The organism is Planomonospora antibiotica, from assembly GCF_014647955.1.
Lineage (GTDB): Bacteria > Actinomycetota > Actinomycetes > Streptosporangiales > Streptosporangiaceae > Planomonospora > Planomonospora parontospora.
In genome coordinates, this window is record NZ_BMQE01000049.1 from 1 (window position 1) to 24023 (window position 24023).

Genomic DNA, 24023 nt, shown 5'->3' on the forward strand with positions numbered 1-24023 from the left:
GCCACACCCCGTCGCCCTGGGCATCCAGAGCGACTCACTCCAGACAAATCGATCTTAGGGATCCTCATGCCCGCCCGTCACCTGCTGACCGCCGCCGCAGCCGCCCCGCTCCGAATCGCGGGGCTCGCCGCACCGGCGGCAGCGCATGTTCTGACCCAGCCCGCCGGCGCTTACACCTTGACCTCCGGGCGTCTCTGGTCCGCGGTGGCCGCGCTGCTGGGCCTGGCCGGCGTCGTCATCGGCGGGCTGGCGCTGGCCCGTTCCACGGGCCGTACCGGCAGCCGACCGGGGAGGAGGGGAGCCATCGTGGCCCTGACCGCGGGGTTGGCCTGCGTGGTCATCGGCGGGCTGGTCGTGGCCGCCGCCGAGGGCGGTCCCGGCACCGGCTACGGAATAGTCGGGGGCTATGTGGACCTGGTGGTCGGGCCGATCGCCGCGGTTCTCGGTGGACTGGCCCTGGCCGGCTCCCGCCGCACCGCCTGACCCCGGCGCCGGACCGGCCACAACGCAAGCCGGGGCCCGCGGCCTTTCGGCTGCGGACCCCGGCTCGGATGCGCTTCGGGTCAGGCGGGAACGATGTTCTCGGCCTGCGGGCCCTTCTGGCCCTGGGTGACGTCGAACGACACCTTCTGGCCCTCCTGGAGCTCGCGGTAACCCTGGGCGGCGATGTTCGAGTAGTGAGCGAAGACGTCGGCGCCGCCGCCGTCCTGCTCGATGAAGCCGAAGCCCTTTTCCGCGTTGAACCACTTCACGGTGCCAGTAGCCATGTCTATCTCCTTCGATAGGGGCAGAGCCGGAACCCGCACTGCACGGATCCCGCGTCGCCGAGATGAGCCCATCCGGAGATGACCGGCAAACAAAAATGCACCTGAGGGTCACATCCCGTCAGGTGCACACAGAGTTTCATGGGTACCACAACTGCAACTGCGTTCAGTTTAGCGTCTCCGGTATCGAAGGGCAAATCCCGGCTCCGGAATCCTGGCTCCGGAATCCTGGCTGGACCGGCGCGCGGGGGGCGCCGCAGGCGCAGGCCGGCGACGCCCGTACCTTCAGCCTTCCGGGAGCGCGGGACCATCGGCCGGAGGCGGGCCGTACAGGACCGCGAGGGAGGCCGCCGTCTCGGCCATCGCCGCACGCAGCTCCGGCGGCTCCAGCACCTCGACGTCGGTCCCCAGGCGCAGCAGCAGCCACCGGGCGTGCCGGATCGACTCGACCGGCAGGCGCAGCACCCTCCAGCCGTGCTCGTCGGGCGGCCCGGCGCCGGCGAGCGCGGTGTCGGCGGGGTCCTCCCCCACCGTGTAGCGCAGCAGGCCCTCCAGTCCGGGGGCCAGCCGGATCACCGCGTGAGCGGTGTACATGCGCTCCCGGAAATCCGCGGTGTACCGCGCCCAGAAGTCCGCGAGGTCGAACCCCTCGGGCCGTTCGAAGCACCCGTCGAGCACCTCTGCGGCCACGATCCGCGCCACCTTGTAGGTGCGCGGCGCCTCCTGCCCCGGCGACGCCACCATGTACCACGACCCGCCCTTCAGCACGAGGCCGTACGGATGGACCAGGCGCTCCACGTCCTCCGGACCCCAGCGGCGGTAGGTCATCCGCACCGGGCGCTGCTCCCACACCGCCCCGGCGACCTCGCCCAGGAACGGCGCCTCCTCCGCGCTGCGGTACCACCCCGGAACATCGAGGTGGAAGCGCTCGCGCATCCGGGCGGCGTGGGAACGCGGTCCCGGCGGCAGCGCGGCCAGCAGCTTCAGCTCCGCGGCGGCGGCCACCTCGCCCAGCCCCAGCTCGGCCGCCGGACCGGGCAGGGCCGCCAGGAACAGCGAGGAGGCCTCCTCGGCCGTCAGCCCGTTCAGGCGGGTGCGGTAGCCGTCCAGGAGCCGGTAGCCCCCGGCGGGGCCGCGATCGGCGTACACCGGCACCCCGGCCGACGACAGCGCCTCCACGTCCCGGTAGACCGTCCGGATCGAGACCTCCAGTTCCTCGGAGAGCTCGGTGGCCGTCATCCGTCCCCGCGTCTGCAGCAGGAGGAGGAGGGACAGGAGACGACTCGCACGCATGCACTCATTCTCCCCCGGTTGCCATTCGAACATAACCCGTGTTCAAATGAACACATGGAAAGCACCGATCGCCTCCGCGCCATCATGACCGCCCTGCGGACCAGCGACTCCGTCTCGGTGGCCGAGCTCGCGCTCGAGCACGCGGTCTCCGAGATGACCATCAGGCGCGACCTCGACGAGCTCGCCCAGCAGGGCGTGGTCAGGCGGGTGCGCGGGGGCGCGGTCAGCCTGCTGCTGCGCGGGGAGGAGCCCCCCTTCGCGGTCCGCGAACGTGAGGCGGCGGAGGTCAAACGGCGCGTCGCCGCCGAGGTGGCGTCGCTGCTCTCCGACGGGGAGGCCGTCCTGCTGGACTCCGGCACCACCGCCCTAGAGGTCGCCCGCGCGATCCGCGATCGCCGGATGACCGTCCTGCCGCTCTCCCTGCAGTCGGCCCACGAGCTCGGCACGGCCCCGCGGATCCGCCTCGTCCTTCCCGGCGGCGAGGTCCGCCCCGGCGAACTCGATCTCACCGGCCCTCTCACCGAGGGCGCCATCCGCTCCCTGCGCTTCGACACGGCCGTCATCGGCTGCTGCGGACTGTCCGCCGAGCACGGCCTGACCGCCCACGACCTGTCGGAGGCCGCCGTCAAGCAGGCCGCGATCGCCTCCGCCCGCCGCGTCGTCGTGGCCACCGACTCGAGCAAGTTCACCCGCACCGCCTTCGGCGCCGTCTGCCCTCTGGACCACCTCGACCTGGTCGTCACCGACGATGCGATCCCTCCGTCCGAGCACGACGCCCTCACCGCCGCCGGCGTCACCGTCCGCACCGTCTGACCCGGTCCCGCCGCGTTCCGCCCCGCCGCCCCCTTCACCGCTGCTTCCGTCCTTCCGCCGTCTCCACCGCCCCATGACGCGGTCACACACCACTTCCCCGTGGCTCCCCCGACGGACCTCACGGCTGCCCACCGCTCAGGCGCCTGCGGCTGAGCACGGCCCCCACGACGCGCGGCGCACCGCCGCCCTTGGAGATCCCCATGACCCTCGTCCATGACGATCGGACCGCCCTGCGGCGCGGCCGGATCGCGGTCTACCTGCTGTTCCTGCTCTCCGGCATGGCCATCGGCACCTGGACCGCCCGCATCCCGACGATCAAACACGACCTCGGCCTCAGCGACGGCCAGCTCAGCCTCGGCCTGCTCGGCATCGCCGCCGGGGCGATCACCGGCATGCAGGTGGTGGGCCGCCTGGTCGACCGTTACGGCAGCGTCCGGGTGATGCTGCCGATGGCCTTCGCGCAGGGCGCCGCCCTGGTCCTGCCGGCTCTGGTCCCGAACCTGGCCGCCCTCGCTCTCGCCCTGTTCGTCTTCGGCGCGGTCCACGGCATCCTCGACGTCGCGATGAACGCCAACGCCGTCGAGGTCGAGCGCGCCGCCGGCCGGTCCCTCATGTCCTCCTTCCATGCAGTGTTCAGCATCGGCGGTTTCGTCGGCGCGGCCACCGGCGGCCTCCTCGCAGCCACCGCACTCTCCCCCGCTCTCACCTTCACCGCCGTGGCCACAGTCATCGCGGGCATGGCGCTCTGGGCTTCCCGATGGGCGCTCGCGGTGGACGCCGGCCCCGCATCGGCGGAAACCGGCCCGGGCGGCACCGGCCGCGGCGTGCTCCTCCTGGGCATGCTCGCCTTCTGCTGCATGATCGGGGAAGGCGCCGCCGCCGACTGGAGCTCGGTCTACCTGCACGAGCTCAGCGGCTCCGACGGGTTCGCCGCGGCAGCCTACGCCGCCTTCTCCATCATGATGACCGCCGGGCGCCTCGCCGGGGACCGGCTCGCCGCCGCGTTCGGTCCGGTCGCCCTGGTCCGCGGCTGCGGTCTCCTCGCCGCCACCGGACTCGGCGCCGCCCTGCTGGTGAACCTGCCGATCGCCGGAGTGATCGGCTTCGCCTGTTTCGGCGCGGGCCTGTCCTGCATCGTCCCCCAGGTCTTCTCAGCGGCGGGCCGCTGCGATCCCGCCCGCGCCGGCCGGGCCCTGGCTCGGGTGGCCAGCCTCGGCTACGCGGGCTTCCTCTCCGGCCCGGTGCTGATCGGAGGTGCGGCGGAGGTCCTCGGCCTCTCCTATGCGCTGGCGATTCCCGTCTTGTTGGCGTTGTTCGTGGGTCTGGGGGCTTCGATTGTAAGAACTGGTTCCTTTACAAAGTAGATTTATTGAGGGCCGGAGTGACAGCAGGGTGCGTGAGCCGATGCCCCGTCGGTGAACTCCCGGCCCCATCCCCTGGGACCTCTCCATCCGGGCCCGGGGCTGCCGCTCCCCCAGGCCTGGGGTTCTGGGACCTGCGCACAGGACGGACTGCGATGAGAACGAACGGCAGGCCGCCGCATCGTCTGGAACCCGGCCACCTCCCGGTCAGGCGGCCAGGAACCGGTCGTAGCCGAGCTTGGCGACCATCGCGGCGACCACGCACAGCAGGACGATCCGCACGAACTTCGCTCCCCTGCGCAGCGCCATCCGCGCGCCGAGCTGCGCTCCGGCGATGTTGCACGCCGCCATCCCCAGGCCGAGGAGCCACAGCACCTCCCCCTGGAACCCGAACACCAGCAGCGCCCCCACGTTCGTGCAGAAGTTGACGATCTTCGAGTGGGCCGAGCCGTCCACGAAGTCCATGCCGAGGATGACCGTGAAGGCGATGATCAGAAAGGTACCCGTGCCCGGGCCGATGATGCCGTCGTAGAAGGCGATGCCGACCCCGGTGACACCGATCGCCGTCAGCGTCCGGGCCGGGGTGCCCAGCTGCGGCTGCGGGCGGGTGCCGAGGGCGGGGCGGAAGGTGACGAACAGCGCCACTCCCACCAGAACGGCCATCACCAGCGGGATCAGCGCGTCCTTCGAGATCAGCGACACGGCCGAGGCGCCGAGCCCGGACAGGAGCACCGCGGCCAGCCCGGCGGGGACCGCCACCCGCTTGTCGATCTTCGTGGTGAGGGCGTAGGTGACGGCCGCCGAGGCCGTGCCGAAGACGGAGGAGAACTTGTTGGTGGCCATCGCCTGGATCGGCGGCACGCCCGCCACCAGCAGCGCGGGGAGCTGCACCAGGCCTCCCCCGCCGACCACGGCGTCGATCCAGCCCGCTCCGGCAGCGGCCACCATCAGCAGCACTATCTGCCCTATATCCATATATGTCCTCCGAAGTCGCATGTCCGCCGGCCAGAGCGTACCGACCGCTCCCCGTGCGCCAGTCGGCCCGGTCGAGGTCCCAGGCGACGAGGTACAGGCGGTTCTCGACGCGGACGATGTGGTGCGGGTGGACTGTCCTGGGCGCGGTCCGGCCGGTGCGGGTGCGGTGGGCGAACTCCACCGTCTCGGCGTCGTCGCGGCGGAGCGTGCGCCGGCTGACGCCGAGACGGCGCCGGCCGGATTGGCGCCGCCGCTCGCCGGGGGGATCTACTTCGAGGGCCTGCGCTGCGGCCGGGCCTTCCGGTGCGGGGTGCGGGAGTGGTCTCTGAACGCGGCCGCATGGGTCACCGACGTCTTCGTTGACGCCTTGCGCGCCACCGGCATGACCGAACCGGTGCTGATCACCATCTCCGCCCCTTCAGCAGGCTGACCATCGGACGGGACCAGGGTCCGCCCGGATCGCCGCCGGCGTGGGGGGAATCCATCCGCACCATCGCCGCCGGAGTCGAGGTCTCCATCGGCGTCGTCCACAAGACGACCGAGGAAGCCCGGCTCGTCGAGGCCCAGCAGGACCGGTAGCCGTCACACCGTGCACCTCATCGGCTAACCAGGTCCTACCGGCCGTCCCCTCGACCGCCCGCATCACGACGGCCGATCACGGTAAGCGGTGCCCGCCGCCCTCCCCGACGTGACCGGCCGTTCGGTTGCTGCTCAAGCCCCGTGACGGAGCGCGCCGTCTGGGCCGACGAGCGCTACCGTCGCGCCGCCCAGCATGCGCTGTCCTTCGTTGACGAGCGGACCCGGTGGAGCGCGACGGCTTCCCGGTGTTCATCGTGACGTCCGCTCCAGGTGGGCGCGCCAGGCCCGCTCCCACTGCCGGGTCAGGGCCGGGTAGACGACGAGGTACCGGAACGGGGCGATGGCGGCCATGTAGAGGCGTCCGAACCGGCCGTTTGGCTTGACGAGGACGGCCATCCGCAGCCTCGCGGGCCCGCCGGTCGCGCGCATGGCCGCGCGCATGGCCGCGAGCATCGCCGGGAAGTCGCCGGGACCGGCTCCCGGAGTGCGGAACGACCACACGTCCTCGACCGAGAAGTCCCGCGTGAGCTCGTGGATGCGCCAGGGGAGAGACGTGTGCGCGCTCTTGGGCAGCCTCACGACAGGCCCCGTTCGGCCATCATGGCCAGCAGCGTGAGCTGGTCGAGGTCGGGGGTGGCGGCGGGGTCGAGCTCGCGGTAGCGGCGGTGGAGGTTGACCACGATCCGCTCGGCGTCCAGCCAGGTGGCGTACTCGTCCAGGTCGACCTTCTCGATCGCCTCGGCGAAGGACAGGCCGCGGGCGTGGGCGGCGTCGGCCTGCTCGACCACGTGGGCGAGATAGCCGCGTACCGCGCGGACGCCGTCGGGGCCGGTGACCGGGCCGTGGCCGGGGACGATCGTGGCCGCGCCGGTGGCGATCATTCTGTCGCAGGCGGCGATCCAGCCGGAGATCGGACCGCTCCACACGATCGGGGTGCAGCCGATGAACAGCAGGTCGCCCGCGAACAGCACGTCCGCGTCCGGCACGTGCACGACCGAGTCGGCGGCGGTGTGGGCCGGTCCGAGGTCCATCACGCGCACCTCGCGGCCCCCGACGTCCAGGGTCAGCTCCCCTTCGTAGGAGCGGTCGGGCAGCCGCGGGCGGATGCCGCTGAAGTCGAAGGCGCCGAAGCGCTCGCGGAAGTACGGCGTCGCCGGGCCGATGTCCACGACCTGGGTGGCGGTCAGCATCTCCGGCGGCAGCTCGTGCCGCATCTCGGCGCAGGTCGCCGCCGCGGCGATGATCTCGACGGCCTCCCCCAGCAGCTGGTTGCCGTGGGTGTGGTCGCCGTTGGCGTGCGTGATGACGGCGTGGGTGAGCGGGTGCCGGTCGGTGACGACGCGCATGGCGGCGAGCATCTCGGCCGTGAGCGGCAGGTCGAACAGGGTGTCGACCAGGAGGGACGCGCCGTCGCCCGCGATCAGGCCGGCGTTGCTCCAGCCGTACCCGCCGTCGGGCAGCAGCCACGCCCACACGCCCGCGCCGATCTCGTGCAGGCCGCGCGTGTAGGGCAGCCGCGACGGGGCGCGGTTGACGCGCGGGCGGGGTGGCCGCCGGTCGGGGTTGTGCCGGGGCGCCAGCCGGTACGGCGCCGCCGACGCGCGCACCGTCTGCCGGATCGCGCCCAGCCCCTCGACGGTCAGCTCGACGACGTCGCCGTCGCGCAGCCAGCCGGGGAAGGAGGCGGGGTCGGCGAGTGACAGGTGCTCGATGAGGCAGCAGCCGGGCACGGTGCCCGAGCCGAACACGTCACCGGGCAGCAGGTCGACGCCGCGCGAGGCGTAGGAGACGACCTCGCCGAAGCTCCAGTCCATGGCGTCGGTACGGCCCGAGCCGATGGTGCGGCCGTTGACCGTGGCCTCGACGTGCAGGGCGAGTCGGCCGTCGCGGTGGTGCGGCGTCAGCTCGTCGGGGGTGACCAGGAACGGGCCGAGGGTGGTGGCGCCGTCCTTGCCCTTGGCCTGGCCGATCGCCAGCGGCGACTCGCGCAGCTGCAGGTCGCGGGCCGACCAGTCGTTGTAGATGGTGTAGCCGATGATGTGCCGCTCGGCCTGCTCGGGGGTGAGGTCTCGGCCGCCGGGGCCGATGACCGCGGCGATCTCCAGCTCGAAGTCGAACCAGGCGCTGCCGGGGGAGATCGGCACGTCGTCGTACGGTCCGACGATCGTCGCCGGAGAGGCGAAGTAGAAGGCGGGGATCTCGTACCAGGCGTCCTTGAGCGTGCGAGGCGCGCCGGAGGCCTGCTGGCAGTTGCGCATGTGCTCCAGGAAGCACAGGCAGTCGCGGACGGACGGCGGGCGCGGGATCGGCGCGCGCAGCCTGGCGTCGGCCAGCGGGACCGGCCGCTCGCCCGAGGCCAGGGCGGCCTCCCCGGCCGCGCGCAGTTCGTCCGCGCCCCGGCTGATGAGATCGATCAGGCCGGTTCCTGGCGGGACGGGGTGGATCAGGTCCTCGGCGAGTACGCCGGTGCGGTCACCGGTGCCGGTCGCGTAGGTCACCCAGCGCATGGCGAACCTCCTCATTTCTATGTTGATCAACATAGAATATATCGATCAGCATACGCTCTGCTCTCCGGCATACCTGGTTGGATGGAACCCATGGCCACGTGACGTAACGAGAGGACCCTGGAGAGTCGCCGCCTCCTGGTGACGGCCGCCGTCGGACTCTTCGCCGAGCGGGGCTACCGGCCGAGGAGCTTCATCGACATCGCCGACAAAGCCGGCATCAGCCGCGGCTCCGTCCCCCAGTCCTTCGGCCACAAGCCGGGCCTGCTCGAAGCCGTGCTCGAAGCCGTGCTCGACGACCAGCTCCACGCCGGCTTGGCCGGCCTCCCCCGGCCCACCCGGCCGATACGGCCGGGGACGCGCTCGACCAGGTCATGGACTTCGTCCGGCTGCCGGCCACCCGCCTGTTCATCACCCTGCTACCCGCGAGCCTCATCCTCACCTGATGTCGGCGCGGCCGGCTTCACGCGGAGGGCACCAGGTCGCGGCGACGCAGGAACGCCAGCCCCGCCGCGGTCAGGGCGATGGCCACCACGGTCAGCCCCAGCAGCGGCGCCACCGGTGACGAGGCGCCGTCCAGGAGCAGCGCCGGCACATGCACGAACGGAGAAAGCTCGAGGATGACTCCGGTGGCCAGCTTGAACTCCGCCAGCAGATCCACGGCCAGGAAGAGGCCGAGCAGGGCGCCCAGCGCTCCGAAACCGATCGCGAAGCCCGCCAAGGTGCCGCGGTGCAGGCGAGCGGCCAGCCCGAACGCGCCCCGCAGCGTCCCGGTGGCGGGTCCGGGGCGGGTCCGGGGCGGGCGGAGATCAGGCCGCTTGCTACGTCCCGCCGCGTGGAAAGCGCGAACGCGGCCGCCGTCAGGGCGGCGACGGACACCGCGGTCAACCCCAGCACCCACCACTGGTCGTCGGCGTATGACCCCCGAGGCCAGCAGCTCGCGCCGGCCGGTCTCCTCCTCGACGCGGGTGTGCCTGATCACCAGCAGAATGCTGATCAGCCCGCCGATCAGCGCGAGAGAGGAGCCGAGCGTCCAGGCGGTCAAGCCGCCGACGCTCGCGTCGTAGATGGGGCCGCGCATCGCCAGCTGCGCGGGGTTGCCCGCCGAGGCCGCCGCGAAGGAGTCGCGGGCGGCCTGGTCGGCGTACAGGCCGGTGGTGGCGGAGGCGATGCTCGCCGGAAGCAGCGCGGTGGCAGGGCGGCCAGGCCGGGCGCCGGCCCGATCAGCTCGGCGGTGACGGAGGTGCGGGTGAGGTGGCGCAGGTCGGTCAGGGTGCCGGACTCGACGGTGCGGCCGGTGCGGATGATGCTGACGCGGTCGCACAGCGTCTCCACCTCCGACAGGATGTGGCTGGACAGCAGTACGGTGCGGCCGTTGCGCTTCTCCCGCAGGACGCACTCGTTGAAGACCGCCTCCATGAGCGGGTCCAGGCCCGAGGCCGGCTCGTCGAGGATCAGCAGTTCGACGTCGGAGGCGAAGGCGGCCACCAGCGCCACCTTCTGCCGGTTGCCCTTGGAGTAGGTGCGGCACTTCTTGCGCGGGTCGAGCTCGAAGCGCTCCAGCAGCTCGGCGCGGCGCTTCGGGTCGAGGCCGCCGCGAACCCTGCCCAGCAGGTCGATGACCTCGCCGCCGGTGAGCGAGGGCCACAGGGTGACGTCGCCGGGCACGTAGGCGAGCCTTCGGTGCAGCTCGGTGGCATCGCGCCAGGGGTCGCCGCCGAGTAACGCGATCCGGCCGCCGTCGGCGCGCATCTGACCCAGCAGGATATGGATCGTGGTGGTCTTGCCCGCGCCGTTGGGGCCGAGGAAGCCGTGCACCTCGCCCGTCCTGACGGTGAGGTCGAGCCCGTCCAGGGCCCTGGCCCGGCCGAAGGTCTTGACCAGGCCGTCGGCGTGCACTGCGGCGTTCATCGTCGTCCCTCGAGCTTCTCCAGGCCCGTCCGCGCTCGGTCGAACAGCTCGCGGCCGAGGAATTCCGGTCTGATCAGGTCAAGCTGGGCCTTGCCGGCGCGCAGCGCGCCCCGCGAGTCGTACAGGTCTGTGCCGAGCGCGCGGGATACGTGCTCGTGCAGCACCGTGATGCCCAGCTTCATCGCCGTCAGCACGGTCGCGCGGGCGCGGTGATCGGCCTCGGACCGCTCGTCGTCGGCGAGGTGCTCCTCCGTCACGCGGACGAGTTCGTCGAACATCGCGGCGGCCGCCGGGGAGCCGTCCACGAGGGCGCGGCCGAGGTACTTCATCAGGGGCGGCGCGGTCCGGTGGACGTTCTCGATGAATTCCGGCTTGTCCAGGCCTCGGTCGGTGACGCCTGCGGTGACCTGGTCGCGCAGGTAGCCGAGGACGTACTCGTCGCACGCGTGCCTGAGCGCCTCCTTGGTGCCGAAGTGGTGCTGCACCAGGCCCGGCGAGACCTTGGCGGCCTCGGCGATCCCGCGGATCGTGGTGGCCTTGACCCCCTGCTCGGCGAACAACGCCATCGCCGCGTCGCGGATGCGCGCACGCGTCGTCAGATCCTCTTCAGTGATTGGTCGTACGTCCAATGCTCTATACAGATGTATTGCTCACCATGCAAGCGTTCAGCGCCGGTCCGGGGACCTTCAGGCGTGGCGGCGGCGCCGGTGGTAGGCGTGGGCCAGGGCGAGCAAGATCGGGCCCCACAGCGCGAGCGGGGTGATGCACACCATGGCCAGCGCCTGCCACCAGCCGTTCTCATACGCCATGCGCCCGGAGACCCCGATCCAGGTGAGCACCATCCACACCGAGACCACGGTCAAGAGCAGCCCGCCGGCCACGGCAGGGACGACCGCCGCCATCGGCGGCACACGCCGGCCGCCGATGACCGGGATCCAGCCCGGCACCACCTCGCCCCACCGGCGCACCAGACCGATGCTGAGCAGCGCCGCCAGTTCCGTGAGCACACTGAGCCCGAACACGTACGGGATGGTGATCCACAACGGCGACACCGGCGCGTCGCTGAGCTGACCCATCTCGAAGTGAAAGGCGAACGGCAGCCTCCACAGGCACGAGGGGAGCAGCAGCCAGGGAAGCGCGTAGGCGGCACGCAGCGCCCAGCGCGGGACGGGCCGTTCGGTGTCGCTGGCGGCCGGAGCCTTGTGCAGCAAGTTGATCGTCATCGTTCTACCTCCAGGACTGTCGCGGATGACGTGGACCCAGACTGCGCCGCCAAGGCGGGGAAGACATCTGCCGATCGGCCGATTCGCCGGCGCGGGCGGCTGTCCTAGGGTGCCGTCATGAGATTCCTCGCCGGCGGGCCGGCGGTGGCCGGCGCGCTCGCGCTCACACTCGTCCTCCGGCCGCTCCCGAGCCCGCTCGTCGTCGTGCCCGCGCTGCTCACGGTCGCGGCCATGTCGCTCGTCTGGTGGCCGCGGGCACGCCCCCTCCTGGCGGCGATCACGGCGACCGCAGGTGTGGCCGGCGCGACGTGCACGCTCGCCTGGCTGGCCGATCCGGGCATCCCCGGCGGCCCGTCGACCTACGTCCACACGGTCGCCGTGCTCACGCTCATCACGCTGACCGTGCGCTGGTCCGCCGTACGGCAGGCAGCCCCGGCGGTGGGAGTGGCCGCGATCTCCGAAGCGCTGCTGGGGTTGCAGATCACCCAGCCGCCGCCCTCGGGCCTCGACGCGGTCGCCCTCACCCTCTTCTGGTCCATCGGTACGGCAGGCGCGGTCGGTCTCGGCGCCTATCTGCGCACCCTCGACCGGCGCCGGGTCGACGCGGTCAGGCAGGCCCGCCGCACCCAGCGCCTGCAACTGGCCCGCGACCTGCACGACTTCGTCGCCCACGACGTCAGCGCCATGGTCATCCAGGCGCAGGCGGCGCAGATCCTGCTCGACCGCGATCCGTCCGAGGCCGCGGCGGCCCTGCGGGCGATCGAGGAGGACGGCGCGCGAGCACTCGCGTCCATGGACCGGACCGTGCGCATGCTGCGCGAGCTGGAGGGCGACAGCGCCTCCGCCGAGCCGCTGCCCGGACTCGACGGCCTGCCCGATCTGGTACGGCGTTTCGCCGACGCGGGTTTCCCCGACACCGAGATGCGCGTCGAACCATCCGGCCCGGTGCCGCGCGAGATCGCGACCACGATCTACCGCATCGTCGTCGAGGCGCTCACCAATGTCAGGAAGCACGCGCCGGCCGGGTCGAGTGTCGCCATCCAGGTGACCGACGAGACGGGGGCGGTCGTCGTGACCGTCGCCGACCACGCGCACGACCAGGCACGCGACCAGGCACTGTTACGCCTGCCGTCCGCCGAACGCGCCGGTGTCGGCCTGGCCGGGCTGGCCGAGCGGGTGCAGGCGCTGGGCGGCGAGTTCACCTCCGGCCGCGCCGCCGGCGGCGGCTGGGTGGTGAAGGCGGTGTTCCCATGACCATCCGGGTTCTGATCGCCGACGATCAGCCGACCGTCCGGCGCAGCTTCCGTACGATCCTCGCCGTCCAGCCGGATCTGGAGGTGGTGGGCGAGGCACCGGACGGCCTGGCCGCGCTCGACCTCGCCCGCGAACTCCGGCCGGACGTGGTCGTCGCCGACATCCGCATGCCGCGTATGGACGGGCTCGAACTCACCCGGCGCCTGGCCGGCCCCGAGGCGGCGGCACCGATGCGGGTGATCGTCGTGACCACCTACGACCTCGACGAGTACGTGCACGCCGCGCTCCGCGCAGGAGCCTGCGGTTTCCTGCTCAAACATGCGGGGCCGGTGCTCCTCGTGGAGGGCATCAGAGCGGCAGCCGCGGGCGATGCGCTGATCAGCCCGTCGGTGACCGTACGCCTGCTGCGCCATCTCACCCCGTCGCCCGCCCGGACCGGCGTACCGGGCGAACAACCGCTGAGCGACCGCGAGCTGGAGATCGTCAAGCTGGTTGCCGCAGGCAAGTCCAACCCCGAGATCGCCGCCGAGCTGTTCATCTCGGCCGGTACCGCCAAGACCCACGTGGCCAACGTCCAGCGCAAGCTCGGGGTGCGCAACCGCGTGGGCATCGCCGCCTGGGCCTGGGAACACGGCCACGCGTGAACCGCCGGCACCGCCTACCCGCTGCCCGAGTCCCAGGTTATTCCTGGCCGGGTTCCGGACGTGCGGCGGCCAGCCACCGGCTGACGGCGCCCATCGCCGTCCCCTCGCTGTCGGCGTCGATGCGGGCGGCGAGGTCGGCGATCGTGACCTGACGCAGGGCGTCCGCCCAGGCCTCCTCGGCCGCGGCCATGGCGCGGGCGATCGCGCACGGCCGCTCGCACCGCTCGGCCGGGAGGGCGAGCGGGCCCCGCTGCCGGATCTCGGTGCATCGGTAGGCGGGCTCGTCGCCGTCGATGGCCCGTACGACCTCCAGCGCCGAAATCTGAGCGGCGGAGCGGGTCAGCTCATATCCGCCCACGTGCCCGGCCGTGGAGTGCACGATGCCGGCACGCGAGAGCGCCTGCAGATGTTTGGCCAGGTAGGCGGGAGGGGTGCCGTGCAAGGTGGCGAGCCGGGCCGCGGGAACGGGCTCGCGGCTCTGGCTGAGGGTGACGCAGCTGTGCAGCGCCCACTCCACCCCTGTGGACAGCTTCATGGCCGCCAGCCTACCCAACTCGGACAATCTCTATCCGAGTCGTGATAAAACTCGGATATAAACTATCTGAGATCATTTGAGTGTTCATGACATCGATCGCTTCGCCGTCCGGCAAGCGAACACTCGGGCTGGCAGGACTGGCGATGTTCGTGGCGGCGGCCGACCTGCGGCCGGCCATCGCCGCGGTCTCCCCCTGGTGGACCGCATCCGCGCCGACCTGGACCTGACCGCGACCGGGGTGGCCCTGCTGACGACCGTTCCCACCCTGGCCATGGGGGTGTGCGCGCCGCTGGCCGCGCTGGGCAAGCTCGGCGCCCGCGACCGCACCCAGGCGGCCGTCCTGGCCTACGAGCTCGGCCTCGTCTTCGCCGGTGTCCGAAGGCCGGTCCCGGAGACGGGCGGTTGGTCATAGCACGGCGGACACATCGTCGACCGGCTGAGCGGGGGTCACGAGTGGGGGCGAGCGGGTTGCCAAGCAGCTCGACGAGACGCCGGCGAGAGCCGCCCGGTCCGCCAGGGCACAGGGTGTCCAGGTCCGGTTCGTCAGCCCCTACGTGAATTCGAGCCGGCTCCGGCCCGAATTCGAAGGTCATTCGCAGTGCCAGGCCGAAACGCCCTTCTACCGGGGCTTCGACGCCCTCGCCGAGGGCCAGGAAGGCATGGACGCGGTCCTGCACCTCAACCAGCAGGGACAGGCCGCCATGGCCGACCTCGTCCTGCGCAGCGTGTCCGCCATCCGGCCCGAAAGACCTGAGGACGTCCGATCCGCCGCTCAATCGGCCCGCCCCCGGGCAGAGCGGACGAGGTCCCCGAGAGCGTTCCGGGCCGATGGCCGTCCGCGGCCTGCGACCCTCAGCCCCGCCGGAACCAGCGCAGCCGGGGACGCCTCCGCCGAGAGGGTTGCGGACCGGGCGCGCCCTCGGCCGGACGGCCCGGCGGCGGAGCGGACTCGTCCTCGGCGGGATGACGGGCCCGCCAGTCGGCGGCGACCTCCTCCACGTCGAGGAGCGGCTGGACGAGCGGCGGGCCGGAGAGGGTCTTGCCGTGACTCTCGCGGATCCTCTCGTTGAGCTCGCCGATGATCTTGCGGGCCTCGGCCTCCGTCCGCGCCTCCACCGCCTCGGCCCGGCGGTCCTCGGCCTCCTTGCGGAGCGCGAGCGTCCCCGGCAGCGGGAACGACAGGTTCTCCGCCTCCATCTTCTGCTTGACCCACCACAGCTCGTCGTACGGCCTGCCCTCGCCCGGGAGGGGCTTACCGGCGCCCGGAAGGTCGTCGAACTCACCGCGCTCGGTGGCCTCGCGGATCTGCCGGTCGATCCACGTCTCGAAGCCGAGACCGGGTGGTTTGCGCTCCGCCACAGGTTCACCTCCCTCGCCGCGCACGATGATGCCACGCGACGCGCTCTTTCGAGCATAACCAGCGGCACCGCCGCATCCGACGGCCGACGGCGCCCCTCAGGCCGCCTCCGGAACCTGAGAATCCCGGCGGAACGCGGCACCGTGTAGTGTTCACTTCCGCTCAGCGGAAGAAACGGGCGGATTCCCGCGACGGGGTCCCGCGGGAGGTCGCAGGGAGGGCGCGGTGCCCGGTGGCGCACGCGATGCCGGGAGGTCGGTCACCTCCCGGGTCCTGGCCGTCCTCGGAGCCTTCGACACCGAGCATCCCCGGCTCACCCTGACCGAGATCGCCCGGCGCAGCGGGGTGGCCCTGAGCACCGTCCACCGGCTGGCCGGCGAGCTGGAGGCCTGGCAGGCGCTCACCCGTGCCCCGGACGGGCGCTTCCACGTGGGCCTGCGCCTGTGGGAGCTCGGGCAGCTCGCCCCCGGCCCCCTCCAGCAGGTCGCGCACCCCTGGCTGCAGGAGCTGTTCGGCAGTACCGGCGAGAACGTCCACCTGGCCGTCCGCGACGGCTTCGAGGTCCTCTACGTGGACAAGGTGCACGGCAGGCGGGCCGTGCCGATCGTCTCGCGCACCGGCGGGCGCCTGCCCATGCATCCCACCGGCGTCGGCAAGGCGCTGCTCGCCTTCGAGGCGGACCGGGTCGTCGCCTCCTATCTGTCGCGCCCCCTGGAGAGGCCCACCCCGCACACCGTCACCGAGCCCGGGCGCCTGGCCCGCGAGCTGCGCCAGGTGCGCGAGCGCGGCTACGCGGTCACGCACGAGGAGATGACGCTCGGCTCGTGCTCGGCGGCCGCCCCCGTCCTGGTGGACGGCAGGCCCGTGGCGGCCGTCGGGATCGTCGTCTCCTCCCGCCGTGCCCGGGAGCTGCAACGCCTGATCGAGCCGATCCTGGCCGTCGCCGGGCACATCTCCGACGCCTACCGGACCGCCCTGGCCTCCCCGCAACCGCCGCGCTGAGCGGCCGCCGCGGGAGGGCTCAGCGGTGTGGGAGGGCTCAGCCGGTGCGGAGCCACACGGCGGTGTCGGCGGGCAGCCGGTCGCCGTCGAGCGGGCCGCTGGCCAGCAGCACGGCCCCGTGCGGCGGGAGCCGTACCGGGTCGGGGCCCAGGTTGACCACGCAGGTCAGGCCGGACTCGCGGGTGAAGGCGAGCACGTCCTCGCCGGCCTCCAGCCAGCGCAGCACGCCGTCGCCGAGCTCGGCGCGGCGGATGCGCAGCGCCTGCCGGTAGAGGCTGAGCATGGAGCCGGGGTCGGCGGCCTGCGCCTCGGCCGTCAGGTCCTTCCAGGAGGCCGGCTGGGGCAGCCACGGCTTCCCCGTGCCGAATCCGAACGGCGGCTCCTGCCCCGACCAGGGCAGCGGCACCCGGCAGCCGTCCCGGCCGGGGACCGTGTGCCCCGATCGGGTCCAGATGGGGTCCTGGCGCAGCTCGCCGGGGATGTCGTCGACCTCGGGCAGGCCGAGCTCCTCCCCCTGGTAGACGTAGGCGCTTCCGGGCAGCGCCAGCGCGAGCAGCGCCGCGGCCCTGGCCCTGCGCTCCCCCAGCACCGGGTCGGACGGGACGCCGTCGCGGCGGTCGGCGTGCGAGAAGGAGGTGACCTGCCGGCCGTACCTCGTCACCGGGCGGGGCACGTCGTGGTTGGACAGCACCCAGGTCGGCGGGGCGCCGATCGGCACGTGGGTGGCCAGGGTCAGCTCGATCGAGGCCCGCAGCTCCCGCGGGTCCCAGGCCCGCCCCAGGAAGTCGAAGTTGAACGCGGTGTGCATCTCGTCGGGGCGCAGGTAGCGCGCGAACCGCTCCTGGTCGGGCAGCCACACCTCGCCGATCAGGATCCGGCCCTCGTAGGAGTCGGTGATGCGCCGCCAGCCCCGGTAGATCTCGTGCACGCCGTCGAGGTCGCCGTCGGCGCCGGTGGGGCTGTCGAAGTCCTTGACGATCAGCGCGGCCGAGTCGATCCGGATGCCGTCCACGCCCCGGGCGAGCCAGAAGCGCAGCACGTCGTGGAACTCCGCCGCGACCTCGGGGTCGTCCCAGTTGAAGTCGGGCTGGCCGGGGTCGAACAGGTGCAGGTACCACTGGCCGTCGGGGACCCGCGTCCAGGCGGGCCCGCCGAAGATGGACCGCCAGTCGTTGGGCGGCAGGTCGCCGCGGCCGTCCCTGAACCAGAAGCGCTCCCGCTCGGGCGAGCCGGGCCCGGCAGCCAGTGCCCGGACGAACCACTCCTGCTCCACCGAGCCGTGGTTGGGCACGATGTCGATGATCGTCCGGATGCCGAGGGAGTGGGCCTCCTCGATGAGCTTCTCCGCCTCGGCGAGCGTGCCGAAGACGGGGTCGATGTCGCGGTAGTCGGCCACGTCGTAGCCGCCGTCGGCCATCGGCGAGGGGTACCAGGGGTTGAGCCAGATCGCGTCGGCGCCGAGCTCGGCGAGGTACGGCAGGCGGGCCCGCAGACCGGCCAGGTCCCCGATCCCGTCACCGTTGCCGTCGGCGAAGCTGCGCAGGTAGACCTGGTAGATCGCGGCGCCCCGCCACCACGCCCCCCGCTCCGCCCTCCTCTCCGGGGCCGTCTCGGCCGACGCGGCGGGGGCCGGGGTCGTTCCCGGAATGGCACTGCCGGACATGCTGCAGCAACTCCTTGTGGTCGTGGGTGGGTGACGGGGTCAGCCCTTGAGGCCGCCGGCGGTCAGGCCGGCCATGATCTGCCGCTGGAAGACGGAGAAGACGACGATGGTCGGGATGCTGGCGATCACCAGGGAGGCGATGAGCACGTTCTGCGGCATCTGCGCCGACAGCGAGGCGATGCCGATGCTCACCGACATCTTCTCGTTGTCCGGCAGCACGAGCAGCGGCCAGACGAAGTCCCGCCAGACGTTCACCACGGTGAGGATGGACACGACGCCGAGGATCGGCCGGGAGATCGGCATCACGATCGACCAGAGGATCCGCCCCGGGGAGGCCCCGTCGATCTCGGCGGCCTCGAGCAGTTCTCCGGGGATCGAGTCGAAGAAGCGCTTGAGCAGGAAGATGTTGAACCCGTTGGCCGCGGCCGGCAGCCAGATCGCCCACGGGGTGTTCAGCAGGTCCCAGCCGAGGATCGGCAGGTCCTTCACCGTCAGGTAGGCGGGGAGCATGATGACCATCGGCGGGATCATCAGCGTGGCGAGCATCAGCCCCAGGACCAGCCTGCCGAGCACGGGCCGCAGCTTGGACAGCGCGTAGGCCGCCGTGACGTCGATCGCGAGCGTGAACAGCCAGGCTCCGCCGGCGTACAGGGCGGTGTTGCCGAGCAGCAGGCCCAGGTCCAGCAGTTCCCACGCCTCCAGATACGCCTCCAGGGTGAACCGGGGCGGCAGGAGGCTCGGCGGGATCTGCAGGAGGTCCTCGGTCGACTTCATCGCGCCGGTGACCATCCAGTACAGCGGGAAGACGAAGACCGCGGTGAAGCTCGTCACCACCGTGGCCAGCACGGTCCAGTAGACGATCCTGCCCCTGCGGGAGTTGAGCTGGTGCGGTGAGACCGCCGTGCGGAACTCCGTCGGGATGGGCCGGCGGGGCCGCCTGCGCGGGGTCCTCCCCTCCTTCGGGGGCCGGCGGCCGGGATCGGCGGGGACACCGGGGGAACGCCCCGGGGCGGTGGTGAGATCCGTCATCTCTCAGACCTCCTACTTGGTGTTGTCGCGCGAGAGGCGCAGGTAGAAGGCGGAGAACGCCATCAGGACGAGCATGAGCATCACGCCCAGCGCGTTGCCCCCGTTGACGTTGCCGAAGTTGAACGCGTACTGGTACATGAGGTACACGACGGTGACGGTCGAGTTCTCCGGGCCGCCGCCGGTGAGCAGGTACGGCTCGATGAAGACCTGCATGGTCGCGACGATCTGCAGCAGCAGCATCACCAGCAGGATCAGCCTGGTCTGCGGGATCGTGACGTGCCGGATCCGCTTGAGGAGCCCGGCCCCGTCCAGTTCCGCCGCCTCGTACAGCTCGCTCGGGATCGTCTGCAGGGCGGCGAGGTAGATCAGCGTGCCGCTGCCGAGGTTCATCCAGGTGGAGACGATGACCAGGGAGATCAGCGCGGTGTCGGAGGAGTTCAGCCAGTCCAGCGCGGGCAGGTGCAGGAAGCCCAGGATCTGGTTGAACAGGCCGGCCTCCGGGTCGTAGAACCACTGGAACAGCAGCACCCCGACCGCCGGAGGGAGCATCACCGGCAGGTAGACGACGAATCTCAGGTAGGCCCGCGCGTGGCGCAGCTCGTTCAGGACGATCGCGACGACGAACGGGATGCCGTAGCCGCAGACGAGCGCCAGCAGGGTGAACAGCGCGGTGTTCCTCCAGGCGGGCCCGAAGGCGGCGTCCTCGAACACCGTGACGAAGTTCTCCAGCCCGACCCAGACGGGCGGGTCGACGAAGTTCGTCTGCTGGAAGCTGAGCACGACCTCCCACACCATGGGGTACCAGGAGAAGAACGCGAAACAGATCAGCGCCCCGCACAGGAAACCGTAGGCGGTCAGGTTGCGCTTGACGCTGCGCCGCCGCCTGGTGGGGGGCCGCCCTCGCGCGCCCCGCATGCTCACTGTGGTCATCGATACAGGTCTTTCGGTCTCGGCGTGACGGGCGGGGTGCCGGCCGGCCCGGCGGACCGGCCGGCACCCCGGAGACGTGGACGGCGGGTCAGCCCTTCTTCGCCAGCAGGGCGTTGACCTTCGCCTCGGCGTCGGCCAGGAGCCGGTCGACGTCGGCGTCCTTCCTGGTGAGCACCGCCGACATCGGCGTGTCGAGGATGGCGTAGATCTCCTGGGCGTACGGACCGGGCTCGGGCTTGGCGGGCAGGCCCCTGGAGCCCTCGACCCACCGGGCGTACTGCGCGGGGTCGACCGTGGCGTACTGCTCGCGCGCGGCGAGGACCTGCGTGCCGGTCGCGCTGCCGGCCTTCCACAGGTCGGGGTACGGCTGGCCGACCGGGTAGTCCTGGGACTTGGCCCGCTCGTAGTCGAGCTGGCCCTTGCCCGGCGTCAGGTACTGGAACTCGATCCACTTCAGGCCCGCCCTGATCTGCTCGGGCGTCGCCTTGGGGTTGATCATGAAGCCCTTGCCGCCGTTGAGCAGGGCCTTCGCCTCCGGCTGCGCGGCCGCCGCGTAGTCCTCGAACTTCGCCTGGAAGTCGTTCCTGAGCGGCACCAGGACGTCGGGGGCTCCGAGCATCATGCCCATCCTGCCGCCCGCCATGGCCTTCATCAGGTCCTCCCACTTGATGAAGAGCCTGCTGCCCATGCTGTCGTCGGCCCAGCGCATCTGCTTGAGGTTCTCCAGGACGGCCCTGCCCTCGGGGGTGTTGAAGGCCGCCTTCCTCCCGTCGGGGGTGATCACGTCCCCGCCGCGTCCGTAGATCGACGCGGTGAAGTGCCAGCCGCCGGTGTTGCCGCCGCTGTACTCGCCGAAGCCGACGTATCCGGGGCCGAGGGCGGCGATCTTCTTGGCCGCCGCCTGCACCTCCGCCCAGGTCCTGGGCGGGTTGTTCGGGTCCAGGCCGGCCTGCGTGAACACCTTGCGGTTGTAGACCAGGCCCATGCCGTAGCCGTCGGTCGGCACGCCGTAGACCCTGCCGTCCTTCTTGAAGATCTCCACCGAGCCGTTGAGGTCGCCGTACGTCTTGACGGTGTCCAGGTACGGGGTGATGTCGGCGGCCTGGCCGGACTCCATGAGGCGGCCCACGTTGGGGAAGTTCGCGTAGAAGACGGTCTCGAGCTGACCGCCGGCCAGCTTGGCCTCGAACGTCCTCGGCTCGTAGCAGGGGAACGCGTCCGAAGCCTTCTCGATCTTGATGTCCGGATTGAGCTTCTGGAACTCCGCCATGTCGGCCTCGAAGTTCTGCCGTTCCGCCTTGTTGGTCTTCGGCGGCACGCAGTTGATCGAGATCGACACCGGGGCGTTCCCGGCGGCCGGGGCTCCGGCGCTCTGCGCCGGCCGGGCGCCGTTTCGGGCGGACTCGTCGGAACCGCACGCGGCGGCCGACAGGCCGAGCCCGGCCACGAGCAGCGCGCCCATGGTCTCGCGGTAGCCGGATCTCCTCATCGCGCTGACCCTTCTGACGGGGAACGGAGCCGGTGGCGGTGCCCGTCCCGGCCTGGACGGAACGGCGCCGCGAGCGGTCGGCCGTCCCCTGGTGTGACCCACACGATAAGCACCATCGACATATGTCCGCAATATTTCAACATCTAATTGCAAGATAACGACTGAGTTACGTGAATCTTGTGAGGGCATGCAGAAGGGGTGGAACGGTGTCCCGTTCCACCCCTGTGAGCAGCCGTTCGTCCCGGCCGCCTACTTCCCGCCCCGGCCTCTCGGCCCAGCCTCTCTGCCCCCGCCGGGGGCGCCGCCGGGTTCCCGCCCCCGGGCCTCGGACGCGGTCCCCGGCCTCAGCCCCCCGTCCCGGCCCGCGCCGTCGAGGCGCGCACCACCAGCTCCGGCTCGAACAGGAGCTCGTCGGCGGGCACCACGGCCTTGTCGATCTGGGCGACCAGCAGCTCCACGGCCGCGCGGCCCATCGCGTCGATGGGCTGGCGCACCGTGGTCAGCGGCGGGTCGGTGCAGTTCATCATCGCCGAGTCGTCGTAGCCGATCACCGAGACGTCCCGGGGCACCGACAGCCCCGCGCGGCGCGCGGCCCTGATCACCCCGAGCGCCAGCACGTCGCTGGCGCAGACGATGCCGGTGACGCCCCTGCGCAGCAGGCGGGTCGCCGCCGCGTGCCCGCCCTCCAGCGAGAACATGGTGTGCTCCACCAGATCGGAGTCCCCCCCGGCCGACGCCATGAAGATCTCCAGCTTGCGCCGGGAGGGCACGTGGTCCCGGGGACCGAGCACCAGGCCGACGCGTTCGTGCCCGAGCGCCCGCAGGTGGCCCAGCGCCATCTCCGCGGCCACCACGTCGTCGGAGGAGACCTGGGGGAACCCCAGGTGCTCCACCGCCGCGTTGACCAGGACCGTGGGCAGGCCCCGCTCGTGGATCAGCCGGTAGTGCTCATGGGAGGCGTCGGCCTGGGCGTAGAGGCCGCCGGCGAAGACCACGCCCGACACCTGCTGCTGGAGCAGCAGGTCGACGTAGTCGGCCTCGGAGACCCCGCCCACCGTCCGGGTGCACAGCACCGAGGTGAACCCCTGCTGCGCCAGCGCGCCGCCCACGACCTCGGCGAAGGCGGGGAAGATGGGGTTCTGCAGCTCGGGCAGCACCAGCCCGACCAGACGGGCGCGGTCGCCGCGCAGCTGGGTGGGGCGCTCGTATCCGAGCACGTCGAGGGCGGTGAGCACGGCCTCCCGGGTCGCCTCCGACACCCCGGGCTTGCCGTTGAGGACGCGGCTCACCGTCGCCTCGCTCACTCCGACCTTCTTCGCCACATGTGCAAGTCGTCGCGTCATGCCGCAAATTGTACGATATTTCACGCAAATATTTGCGTGAACTTGCGTCGTCCGGCCGTCGACCACTTGCGCGCCGATCCGGTGCGGCCTCCCGGCAGGCGGCGAGCCTCACCGGCTCCGGCCCGCCGGACCCCGTCCGCTGCCGGACCCCGTCCGCTCCCGTGATCCACCGCCTCACCCCTCGCCGGAGGATCTGCGCAGCGACTCGCGCCGGGCCTCGAGCTCGTTGATCAGGTTCTCCTGCTCGTCGGCCAAGTTGATCATCTGCGCCCGCTCGTTGGCGTCCGTGGCGCCCAGCCCGCCGACCTGGTCGCGCATGGCCGCGACCTCCGCGCGCAGCCGCGCCAGCTCCTCGTCGAGCCTGCGCAGTTCTTCCCCGTTGCTCATCCGCTGTCCATACCCCGGGATGTCCCGGGATCACGCGGGCAGGGCCGCCCCGCAGCGTGCCGCCCGCGGGCGGCACGGCGCCCCGCGCCGCCGCCGCCCCGGAGGAGGCGGCCGGACGGGCGCCGTCCCCGGCCCGTCCCCGGACCTCAGATCCCGCCGCGGGGGTCCTCCGGGCCCTCCTCGTCCCCCGGCTCCCCCGGCCCCGTCCCGCTCTCCGACGGAGAGGGCGACGGCCGTCCCGGCTCCGGAGTCGTCGGCACCGGCGGCGGCGTCGGCTCGAACCTCGTCGGCGGCAGCGGCGCGGGAAACCGCTCGACCTCGTCTTCCGGGCGGAACGACTGCCAGAGCATCGCGGCCAGCAGCACCAGCAGGACGGACAGCACCGCCCCGGCCAGGACCACCGTCCTGAGGGTCTCCACCGCCGGCGGGGCCCCCCGGGAGGGCGGCGGCAGCGCGGGCGAGCGGTCGCCCACCCAGTGCGGCGCGAAGTCCGGGCCGTGCCGCTCGCCGATCAGCGTGCCGCGCACCAGCACCGGCTCCAGGAACCGCTCGGCCCCGGCCCGGTCCGGTTCGTACGGCGTGGCGACCCAGGGCGCGGCGCCGCCGTCCATGGCCAGCACCTGCGGGACGGCCTCGGTCACCGCCGTCCGGCCCCGCGCCGCCCTGGCCATCCAGCCCCGGACCCCGCGGCTGGCCGCCGCCTCGCGGATCGCCGTGACGAAGCGGTCCCTGGCCGCCGGGTCCTGCGCGGCGCCCCTGGTCAGCACCGCCAGCGAGACCGCCCGGCCGCCGGAGTCCTGCCCCAGGTAGACCAGCCCCGCGGGCCCGATCCGCAGGCGTGCCTGCAGGACGAACTGCCCGAGCCGGGGCGGGTCACCGTACTGGAGCGGACTGGCCACGCCTGCCATGAAAGCACACGGGAAAGCCGGCGGCGGCGATCACCTCTCGCGCAGGTGGGTATCAACCG

At 72.0% G+C, this 24023-nt stretch carries 27 protein-coding genes and 2 pseudogenes; 10 read left to right on the forward strand and 19 right to left on the reverse strand.

The features are described from left to right. Positions 1-66: 66 nt before the first annotated feature. A complete protein-coding gene (locus IEZ06_RS29900) occupies positions 67-483 on the forward strand; it encodes a DUF6223 family protein (protein ID WP_229798895.1) in 417 nt (138 codons plus the stop codon). An 80-nt stretch (positions 484-563) separates the two neighbouring features. On the opposite strand, the gene IEZ06_RS29905 is transcribed toward IEZ06_RS29900, so the two are convergent. Next, complete coding sequence (locus IEZ06_RS29905; protein WP_049562746.1) at positions 564-767, reverse strand: cold-shock protein; 204 nt, start codon at positions 765-767, stop codon at positions 564-566. 282 nt (positions 768-1049) lie between these two features. Then, on the reverse strand, positions 1050-2057 hold the full coding sequence (locus tag IEZ06_RS29910) for a helix-turn-helix transcriptional regulator (RefSeq protein ID WP_189240036.1): 1008 nt from the start codon (positions 2055-2057) through the stop codon (positions 1050-1052). A 54-nt stretch (positions 2058-2111) separates the two neighbouring features. Here IEZ06_RS29910 and IEZ06_RS29915 point away from each other — a divergent pair, with 54 nt between their 5' ends. Both IEZ06_RS29915 and IEZ06_RS29920 read left to right on the forward strand, forming a co-directional pair. Continuing rightward, positions 2112-2870 carry a DeoR/GlpR family DNA-binding transcription regulator gene (locus IEZ06_RS29915; protein ID WP_189240037.1) on the forward strand — a complete coding sequence of 253 codons (759 nt, stop codon included), beginning with the start codon at positions 2112-2114 and terminating at the stop codon, positions 2868-2870. A 200-nt stretch (positions 2871-3070) separates the two neighbouring features. Next, the gene (locus tag IEZ06_RS29920) at positions 3071-4234 is read left to right on the forward strand and encodes an MFS transporter (RefSeq protein WP_189240038.1); all 1164 of its coding nucleotides are present in this window, start codon (positions 3071-3073) and stop codon (positions 4232-4234) included. Between the two features lie 204 nt (positions 4235-4438). On the opposite strand, the gene IEZ06_RS29925 is transcribed toward IEZ06_RS29920, so the two are convergent. Both IEZ06_RS29925 and IEZ06_RS37740 read right to left on the reverse strand, forming a co-directional pair. After that, complete coding sequence (locus tag IEZ06_RS29925; protein WP_189240039.1) at positions 4439-5206, reverse strand: TSUP family transporter; 768 nt, start codon at positions 5204-5206, stop codon at positions 4439-4441. A gap of 112 nt (positions 5207-5318) precedes the next feature. Further along, positions 5319-5387, reverse strand: a pseudogene (locus IEZ06_RS37740) (hypothetical protein); the annotation flags it as partial. Between IEZ06_RS37740 and IEZ06_RS36795 the strand changes: the two are divergent. Beyond that, positions 5373-5636 carry a hypothetical protein gene (locus IEZ06_RS36795; RefSeq protein WP_229798898.1) on the forward strand — a complete coding sequence of 88 codons (264 nt, stop codon included), beginning with the start codon at positions 5373-5375 and terminating at the stop codon, positions 5634-5636. The pseudogene IEZ06_RS37740 and the gene IEZ06_RS36795 sit on opposite strands and share 15 nt — an antisense overlap. A 398-nt stretch (positions 5637-6034) precedes the next feature. Here IEZ06_RS36795 and IEZ06_RS29935 read toward each other — a convergent pair whose 3' ends face one another. Then, on the reverse strand, positions 6035-6364 hold the full coding sequence (locus tag IEZ06_RS29935) for a DUF2867 domain-containing protein (RefSeq protein ID WP_189240040.1): 330 nt from the start codon (positions 6362-6364) through the stop codon (positions 6035-6037). Continuing rightward, positions 6361-8292 carry a fumarylacetoacetate hydrolase family protein gene (locus IEZ06_RS29940; RefSeq protein ID WP_189240041.1) on the reverse strand — a complete coding sequence of 644 codons (1932 nt, stop codon included), beginning with the start codon at positions 8290-8292 and terminating at the stop codon, positions 6361-6363. Before IEZ06_RS29940 ends, IEZ06_RS29935 begins: the two co-directional genes overlap by 4 nt. Positions 8293-8430: 138 nt before the next feature. Here IEZ06_RS29940 and IEZ06_RS37745 point away from each other — a divergent pair. Beyond that, positions 8431-8556 (forward strand): annotated as a pseudogene (locus IEZ06_RS37745) (helix-turn-helix domain-containing protein); the annotation flags it as partial. A 196-nt stretch (positions 8557-8752) separates the two neighbouring features. Here the strand turns inward: IEZ06_RS37745 and IEZ06_RS36800 are convergent. The 4 genes from IEZ06_RS36800 to IEZ06_RS29960 are packed head-to-tail and all read right to left on the reverse strand — an operon-like array spanning position 8753 to position 11423. Further along, positions 8753-9370: a hypothetical protein gene (locus tag IEZ06_RS36800; protein WP_229798900.1), complete on the reverse strand. Its 618-nt coding sequence runs from the start codon at positions 9368-9370 to the stop codon at positions 8753-8755. Beyond that, positions 9331-10200, reverse strand: coding sequence for an ABC transporter ATP-binding protein (locus tag IEZ06_RS29950; protein WP_189240043.1), 870 nt, complete (start codon positions 10198-10200; stop codon positions 9331-9333). Before IEZ06_RS29950 ends, IEZ06_RS36800 begins: the two co-directional genes overlap by 40 nt. Further along, positions 10197-10829 (reverse strand): TetR/AcrR family transcriptional regulator, encoded by a 633-nt coding sequence (locus IEZ06_RS29955; protein ID WP_189240044.1) that lies wholly within the window; start codon positions 10827-10829, stop codon positions 10197-10199. The genes IEZ06_RS29950 and IEZ06_RS29955 overlap by 4 nt, the downstream gene beginning before the upstream one ends. A gap of 57 nt (positions 10830-10886) precedes the next feature. Beyond that, positions 10887-11423, reverse strand: coding sequence for a hypothetical protein (locus tag IEZ06_RS29960; protein ID WP_189240045.1), 537 nt, complete (start codon positions 11421-11423; stop codon positions 10887-10889). Between the two features lie 117 nt (positions 11424-11540). On the opposite strand from IEZ06_RS29960, the gene IEZ06_RS29965 reads away from it, so the two are divergent. Together IEZ06_RS29965 and IEZ06_RS29970 are read left to right on the forward strand one after the other, a co-directional pair. After that, positions 11541-12677, forward strand: coding sequence for a sensor histidine kinase (locus tag IEZ06_RS29965; RefSeq protein ID WP_189240046.1), 1137 nt, complete (start codon positions 11541-11543; stop codon positions 12675-12677). Beyond that, entirely contained in the window at positions 12674-13321 is a 648-nt protein-coding gene (locus IEZ06_RS29970; RefSeq protein ID WP_189240047.1) for a response regulator, read from the forward strand. Before IEZ06_RS29965 ends, IEZ06_RS29970 begins: the two co-directional genes overlap by 4 nt. A gap of 37 nt (positions 13322-13358) precedes the next feature. Here the strand turns inward: IEZ06_RS29970 and IEZ06_RS29975 are convergent, their stop codons facing one another. After that, the gene (locus IEZ06_RS29975; protein ID WP_189240048.1) at positions 13359-13856 is read right to left on the reverse strand and encodes an RrF2 family transcriptional regulator; all 498 of its coding nucleotides are present in this window, start codon (positions 13854-13856) and stop codon (positions 13359-13361) included. 86 nt (positions 13857-13942) lie between these two features. On the opposite strand from IEZ06_RS29975, the gene IEZ06_RS29980 reads away from it, so the two are divergent. Both IEZ06_RS29980 and IEZ06_RS36805 read left to right on the forward strand, forming a co-directional pair. Then, positions 13943-14083, forward strand: a complete 141-nt coding sequence (locus IEZ06_RS29980) for a hypothetical protein (RefSeq protein ID WP_203872213.1) — start codon at positions 13943-13945, stop codon at positions 14081-14083. Continuing rightward, a complete protein-coding gene (locus IEZ06_RS36805; protein ID WP_203872214.1) occupies positions 14053-14268 on the forward strand; it encodes a hypothetical protein in 216 nt (71 codons plus the stop codon). Before IEZ06_RS29980 ends, IEZ06_RS36805 begins: the two co-directional genes overlap by 31 nt. Before the next feature lie 440 nt (positions 14269-14708). Here the strand turns inward: IEZ06_RS36805 and IEZ06_RS29985 are convergent, their stop codons facing one another. Further along, positions 14709-15215: a DnaJ family domain-containing protein gene (locus tag IEZ06_RS29985; protein ID WP_189240049.1), complete on the reverse strand. Its 507-nt coding sequence runs from the start codon at positions 15213-15215 to the stop codon at positions 14709-14711. 223 nt (positions 15216-15438) lie between these two features. Here IEZ06_RS29985 and IEZ06_RS29990 point away from each other — a divergent pair, with 223 nt between their 5' ends. After that, positions 15439-16215 carry an IclR family transcriptional regulator gene (locus IEZ06_RS29990; RefSeq protein WP_189240050.1) on the forward strand — a complete coding sequence of 259 codons (777 nt, stop codon included), beginning with the start codon at positions 15439-15441 and terminating at the stop codon, positions 16213-16215. 37 nt (positions 16216-16252) lie between these two features. Here IEZ06_RS29990 and IEZ06_RS29995 read toward each other — a convergent pair whose 3' ends face one another. The 7 genes from IEZ06_RS29995 to IEZ06_RS30025 all read right to left on the reverse strand — a co-directional run bounded on the left by IEZ06_RS29995 (position 16253) and on the right by IEZ06_RS30025 (position 23964). Next, entirely contained in the window at positions 16253-17878 is a 1626-nt protein-coding gene (locus IEZ06_RS29995; RefSeq protein WP_189240051.1) for a glycoside hydrolase family 13 protein, read from the reverse strand. Between the two features lie 39 nt (positions 17879-17917). Then, positions 17918-18907: a carbohydrate ABC transporter permease gene (locus IEZ06_RS30000; RefSeq protein WP_189240052.1), complete on the reverse strand. Its 990-nt coding sequence runs from the start codon at positions 18905-18907 to the stop codon at positions 17918-17920. Positions 18908-18919: 12 nt separating this feature from the next. Continuing rightward, a complete protein-coding gene (locus IEZ06_RS30005; protein ID WP_189240053.1) occupies positions 18920-19837 on the reverse strand; it encodes a carbohydrate ABC transporter permease in 918 nt (305 codons plus the stop codon). 88 nt (positions 19838-19925) lie between these two features. Beyond that, positions 19926-21326, reverse strand: a complete 1401-nt coding sequence (locus IEZ06_RS30010) for an ABC transporter substrate-binding protein (RefSeq protein WP_189240054.1) — start codon at positions 21324-21326, stop codon at positions 19926-19928. 344 nt (positions 21327-21670) lie between these two features. Then, positions 21671-22669, reverse strand: a complete 999-nt coding sequence (locus IEZ06_RS30015; RefSeq protein WP_189240055.1) for a LacI family DNA-binding transcriptional regulator — start codon at positions 22667-22669, stop codon at positions 21671-21673. A gap of 174 nt (positions 22670-22843) precedes the next feature. Further along, positions 22844-23056 carry a hypothetical protein gene (locus IEZ06_RS30020; protein WP_189240056.1) on the reverse strand — a complete coding sequence of 71 codons (213 nt, stop codon included), beginning with the start codon at positions 23054-23056 and terminating at the stop codon, positions 22844-22846. Positions 23057-23202: 146 nt separating this feature from the next. After that, entirely contained in the window at positions 23203-23964 is a 762-nt protein-coding gene (locus tag IEZ06_RS30025; protein WP_189240057.1) for a hypothetical protein, read from the reverse strand. Positions 23965-24023 lie beyond the last annotated feature (59 nt).

Coding starts and splice junctions, on each gene's coding strand:
- IEZ06_RS29910 (WP_189240036.1), bottom strand. CDS start 2,057: ATGCGTGCGAGTCGTCTCCTGTCCCTCCTCCTCCTGCTGCAGACGCGG.
- IEZ06_RS29905 (WP_049562746.1), bottom strand. CDS start 767: ATGGCTACTGGCACCGTGAAGTGGTTCAACGCGGAAAAGGGCTTCGGC.
- IEZ06_RS29920 (WP_189240038.1), top strand. CDS start 3,071: ATGACCCTCGTCCATGACGATCGGACCGCCCTGCGGCGCGGCCGGATC.
- IEZ06_RS29980 (WP_203872213.1), top strand. CDS start 13,943: ATGACATCGATCGCTTCGCCGTCCGGCAAGCGAACACTCGGGCTGGCA.
- IEZ06_RS30005 (WP_189240053.1), bottom strand. CDS start 19,837: ATGACCACAGTGAGCATGCGGGGCGCGCGAGGGCGGCCCCCCACCAGG.
- IEZ06_RS29900 (WP_229798895.1), top strand. CDS start 67: ATGCCCGCCCGTCACCTGCTGACCGCCGCCGCAGCCGCCCCGCTCCGA.
- IEZ06_RS29965 (WP_189240046.1), top strand. CDS start 11,541: ATGAGATTCCTCGCCGGCGGGCCGGCGGTGGCCGGCGCGCTCGCGCTC.
- IEZ06_RS29960 (WP_189240045.1), bottom strand. CDS start 11,423: ATGACGATCAACTTGCTGCACAAGGCTCCGGCCGCCAGCGACACCGAA.
- IEZ06_RS30015 (WP_189240055.1), bottom strand. CDS start 22,669: ATGACGCGACGACTTGCACATGTGGCGAAGAAGGTCGGAGTGAGCGAG.
- IEZ06_RS29940 (WP_189240041.1), bottom strand. CDS start 8,292: ATGCGCTGGGTGACCTACGCGACCGGCACCGGTGACCGCACCGGCGTA.
- IEZ06_RS36800 (WP_229798900.1), bottom strand. CDS start 9,370: ATGCGCGGCCCCATCTACGACGCGAGCGTCGGCGGCTTGACCGCCTGG.
- IEZ06_RS30020 (WP_189240056.1), bottom strand. CDS start 23,056: ATGAGCAACGGGGAAGAACTGCGCAGGCTCGACGAGGAGCTGGCGCGG.
- IEZ06_RS29995 (WP_189240051.1), bottom strand. CDS start 17,878: ATGTCCGGCAGTGCCATTCCGGGAACGACCCCGGCCCCCGCCGCGTCG.
- IEZ06_RS30000 (WP_189240052.1), bottom strand. CDS start 18,907: ATGACGGATCTCACCACCGCCCCGGGGCGTTCCCCCGGTGTCCCCGCC.
- IEZ06_RS29950 (WP_189240043.1), bottom strand. CDS start 10,200: ATGAACGCCGCAGTGCACGCCGACGGCCTGGTCAAGACCTTCGGCCGG.
- IEZ06_RS29975 (WP_189240048.1), bottom strand. CDS start 13,856: ATGAAGCTGTCCACAGGGGTGGAGTGGGCGCTGCACAGCTGCGTCACC.
- IEZ06_RS30025 (WP_189240057.1), bottom strand. CDS start 23,964: ATGGCAGGCGTGGCCAGTCCGCTCCAGTACGGTGACCCGCCCCGGCTC.
- IEZ06_RS29925 (WP_189240039.1), bottom strand. CDS start 5,206: ATGGATATAGGGCAGATAGTGCTGCTGATGGTGGCCGCTGCCGGAGCG.
- IEZ06_RS29970 (WP_189240047.1), top strand. CDS start 12,674: ATGACCATCCGGGTTCTGATCGCCGACGATCAGCCGACCGTCCGGCGC.
- IEZ06_RS30010 (WP_189240054.1), bottom strand. CDS start 21,326: ATGAGGAGATCCGGCTACCGCGAGACCATGGGCGCGCTGCTCGTGGCC.
- IEZ06_RS29915 (WP_189240037.1), top strand. CDS start 2,112: ATGGAAAGCACCGATCGCCTCCGCGCCATCATGACCGCCCTGCGGACC.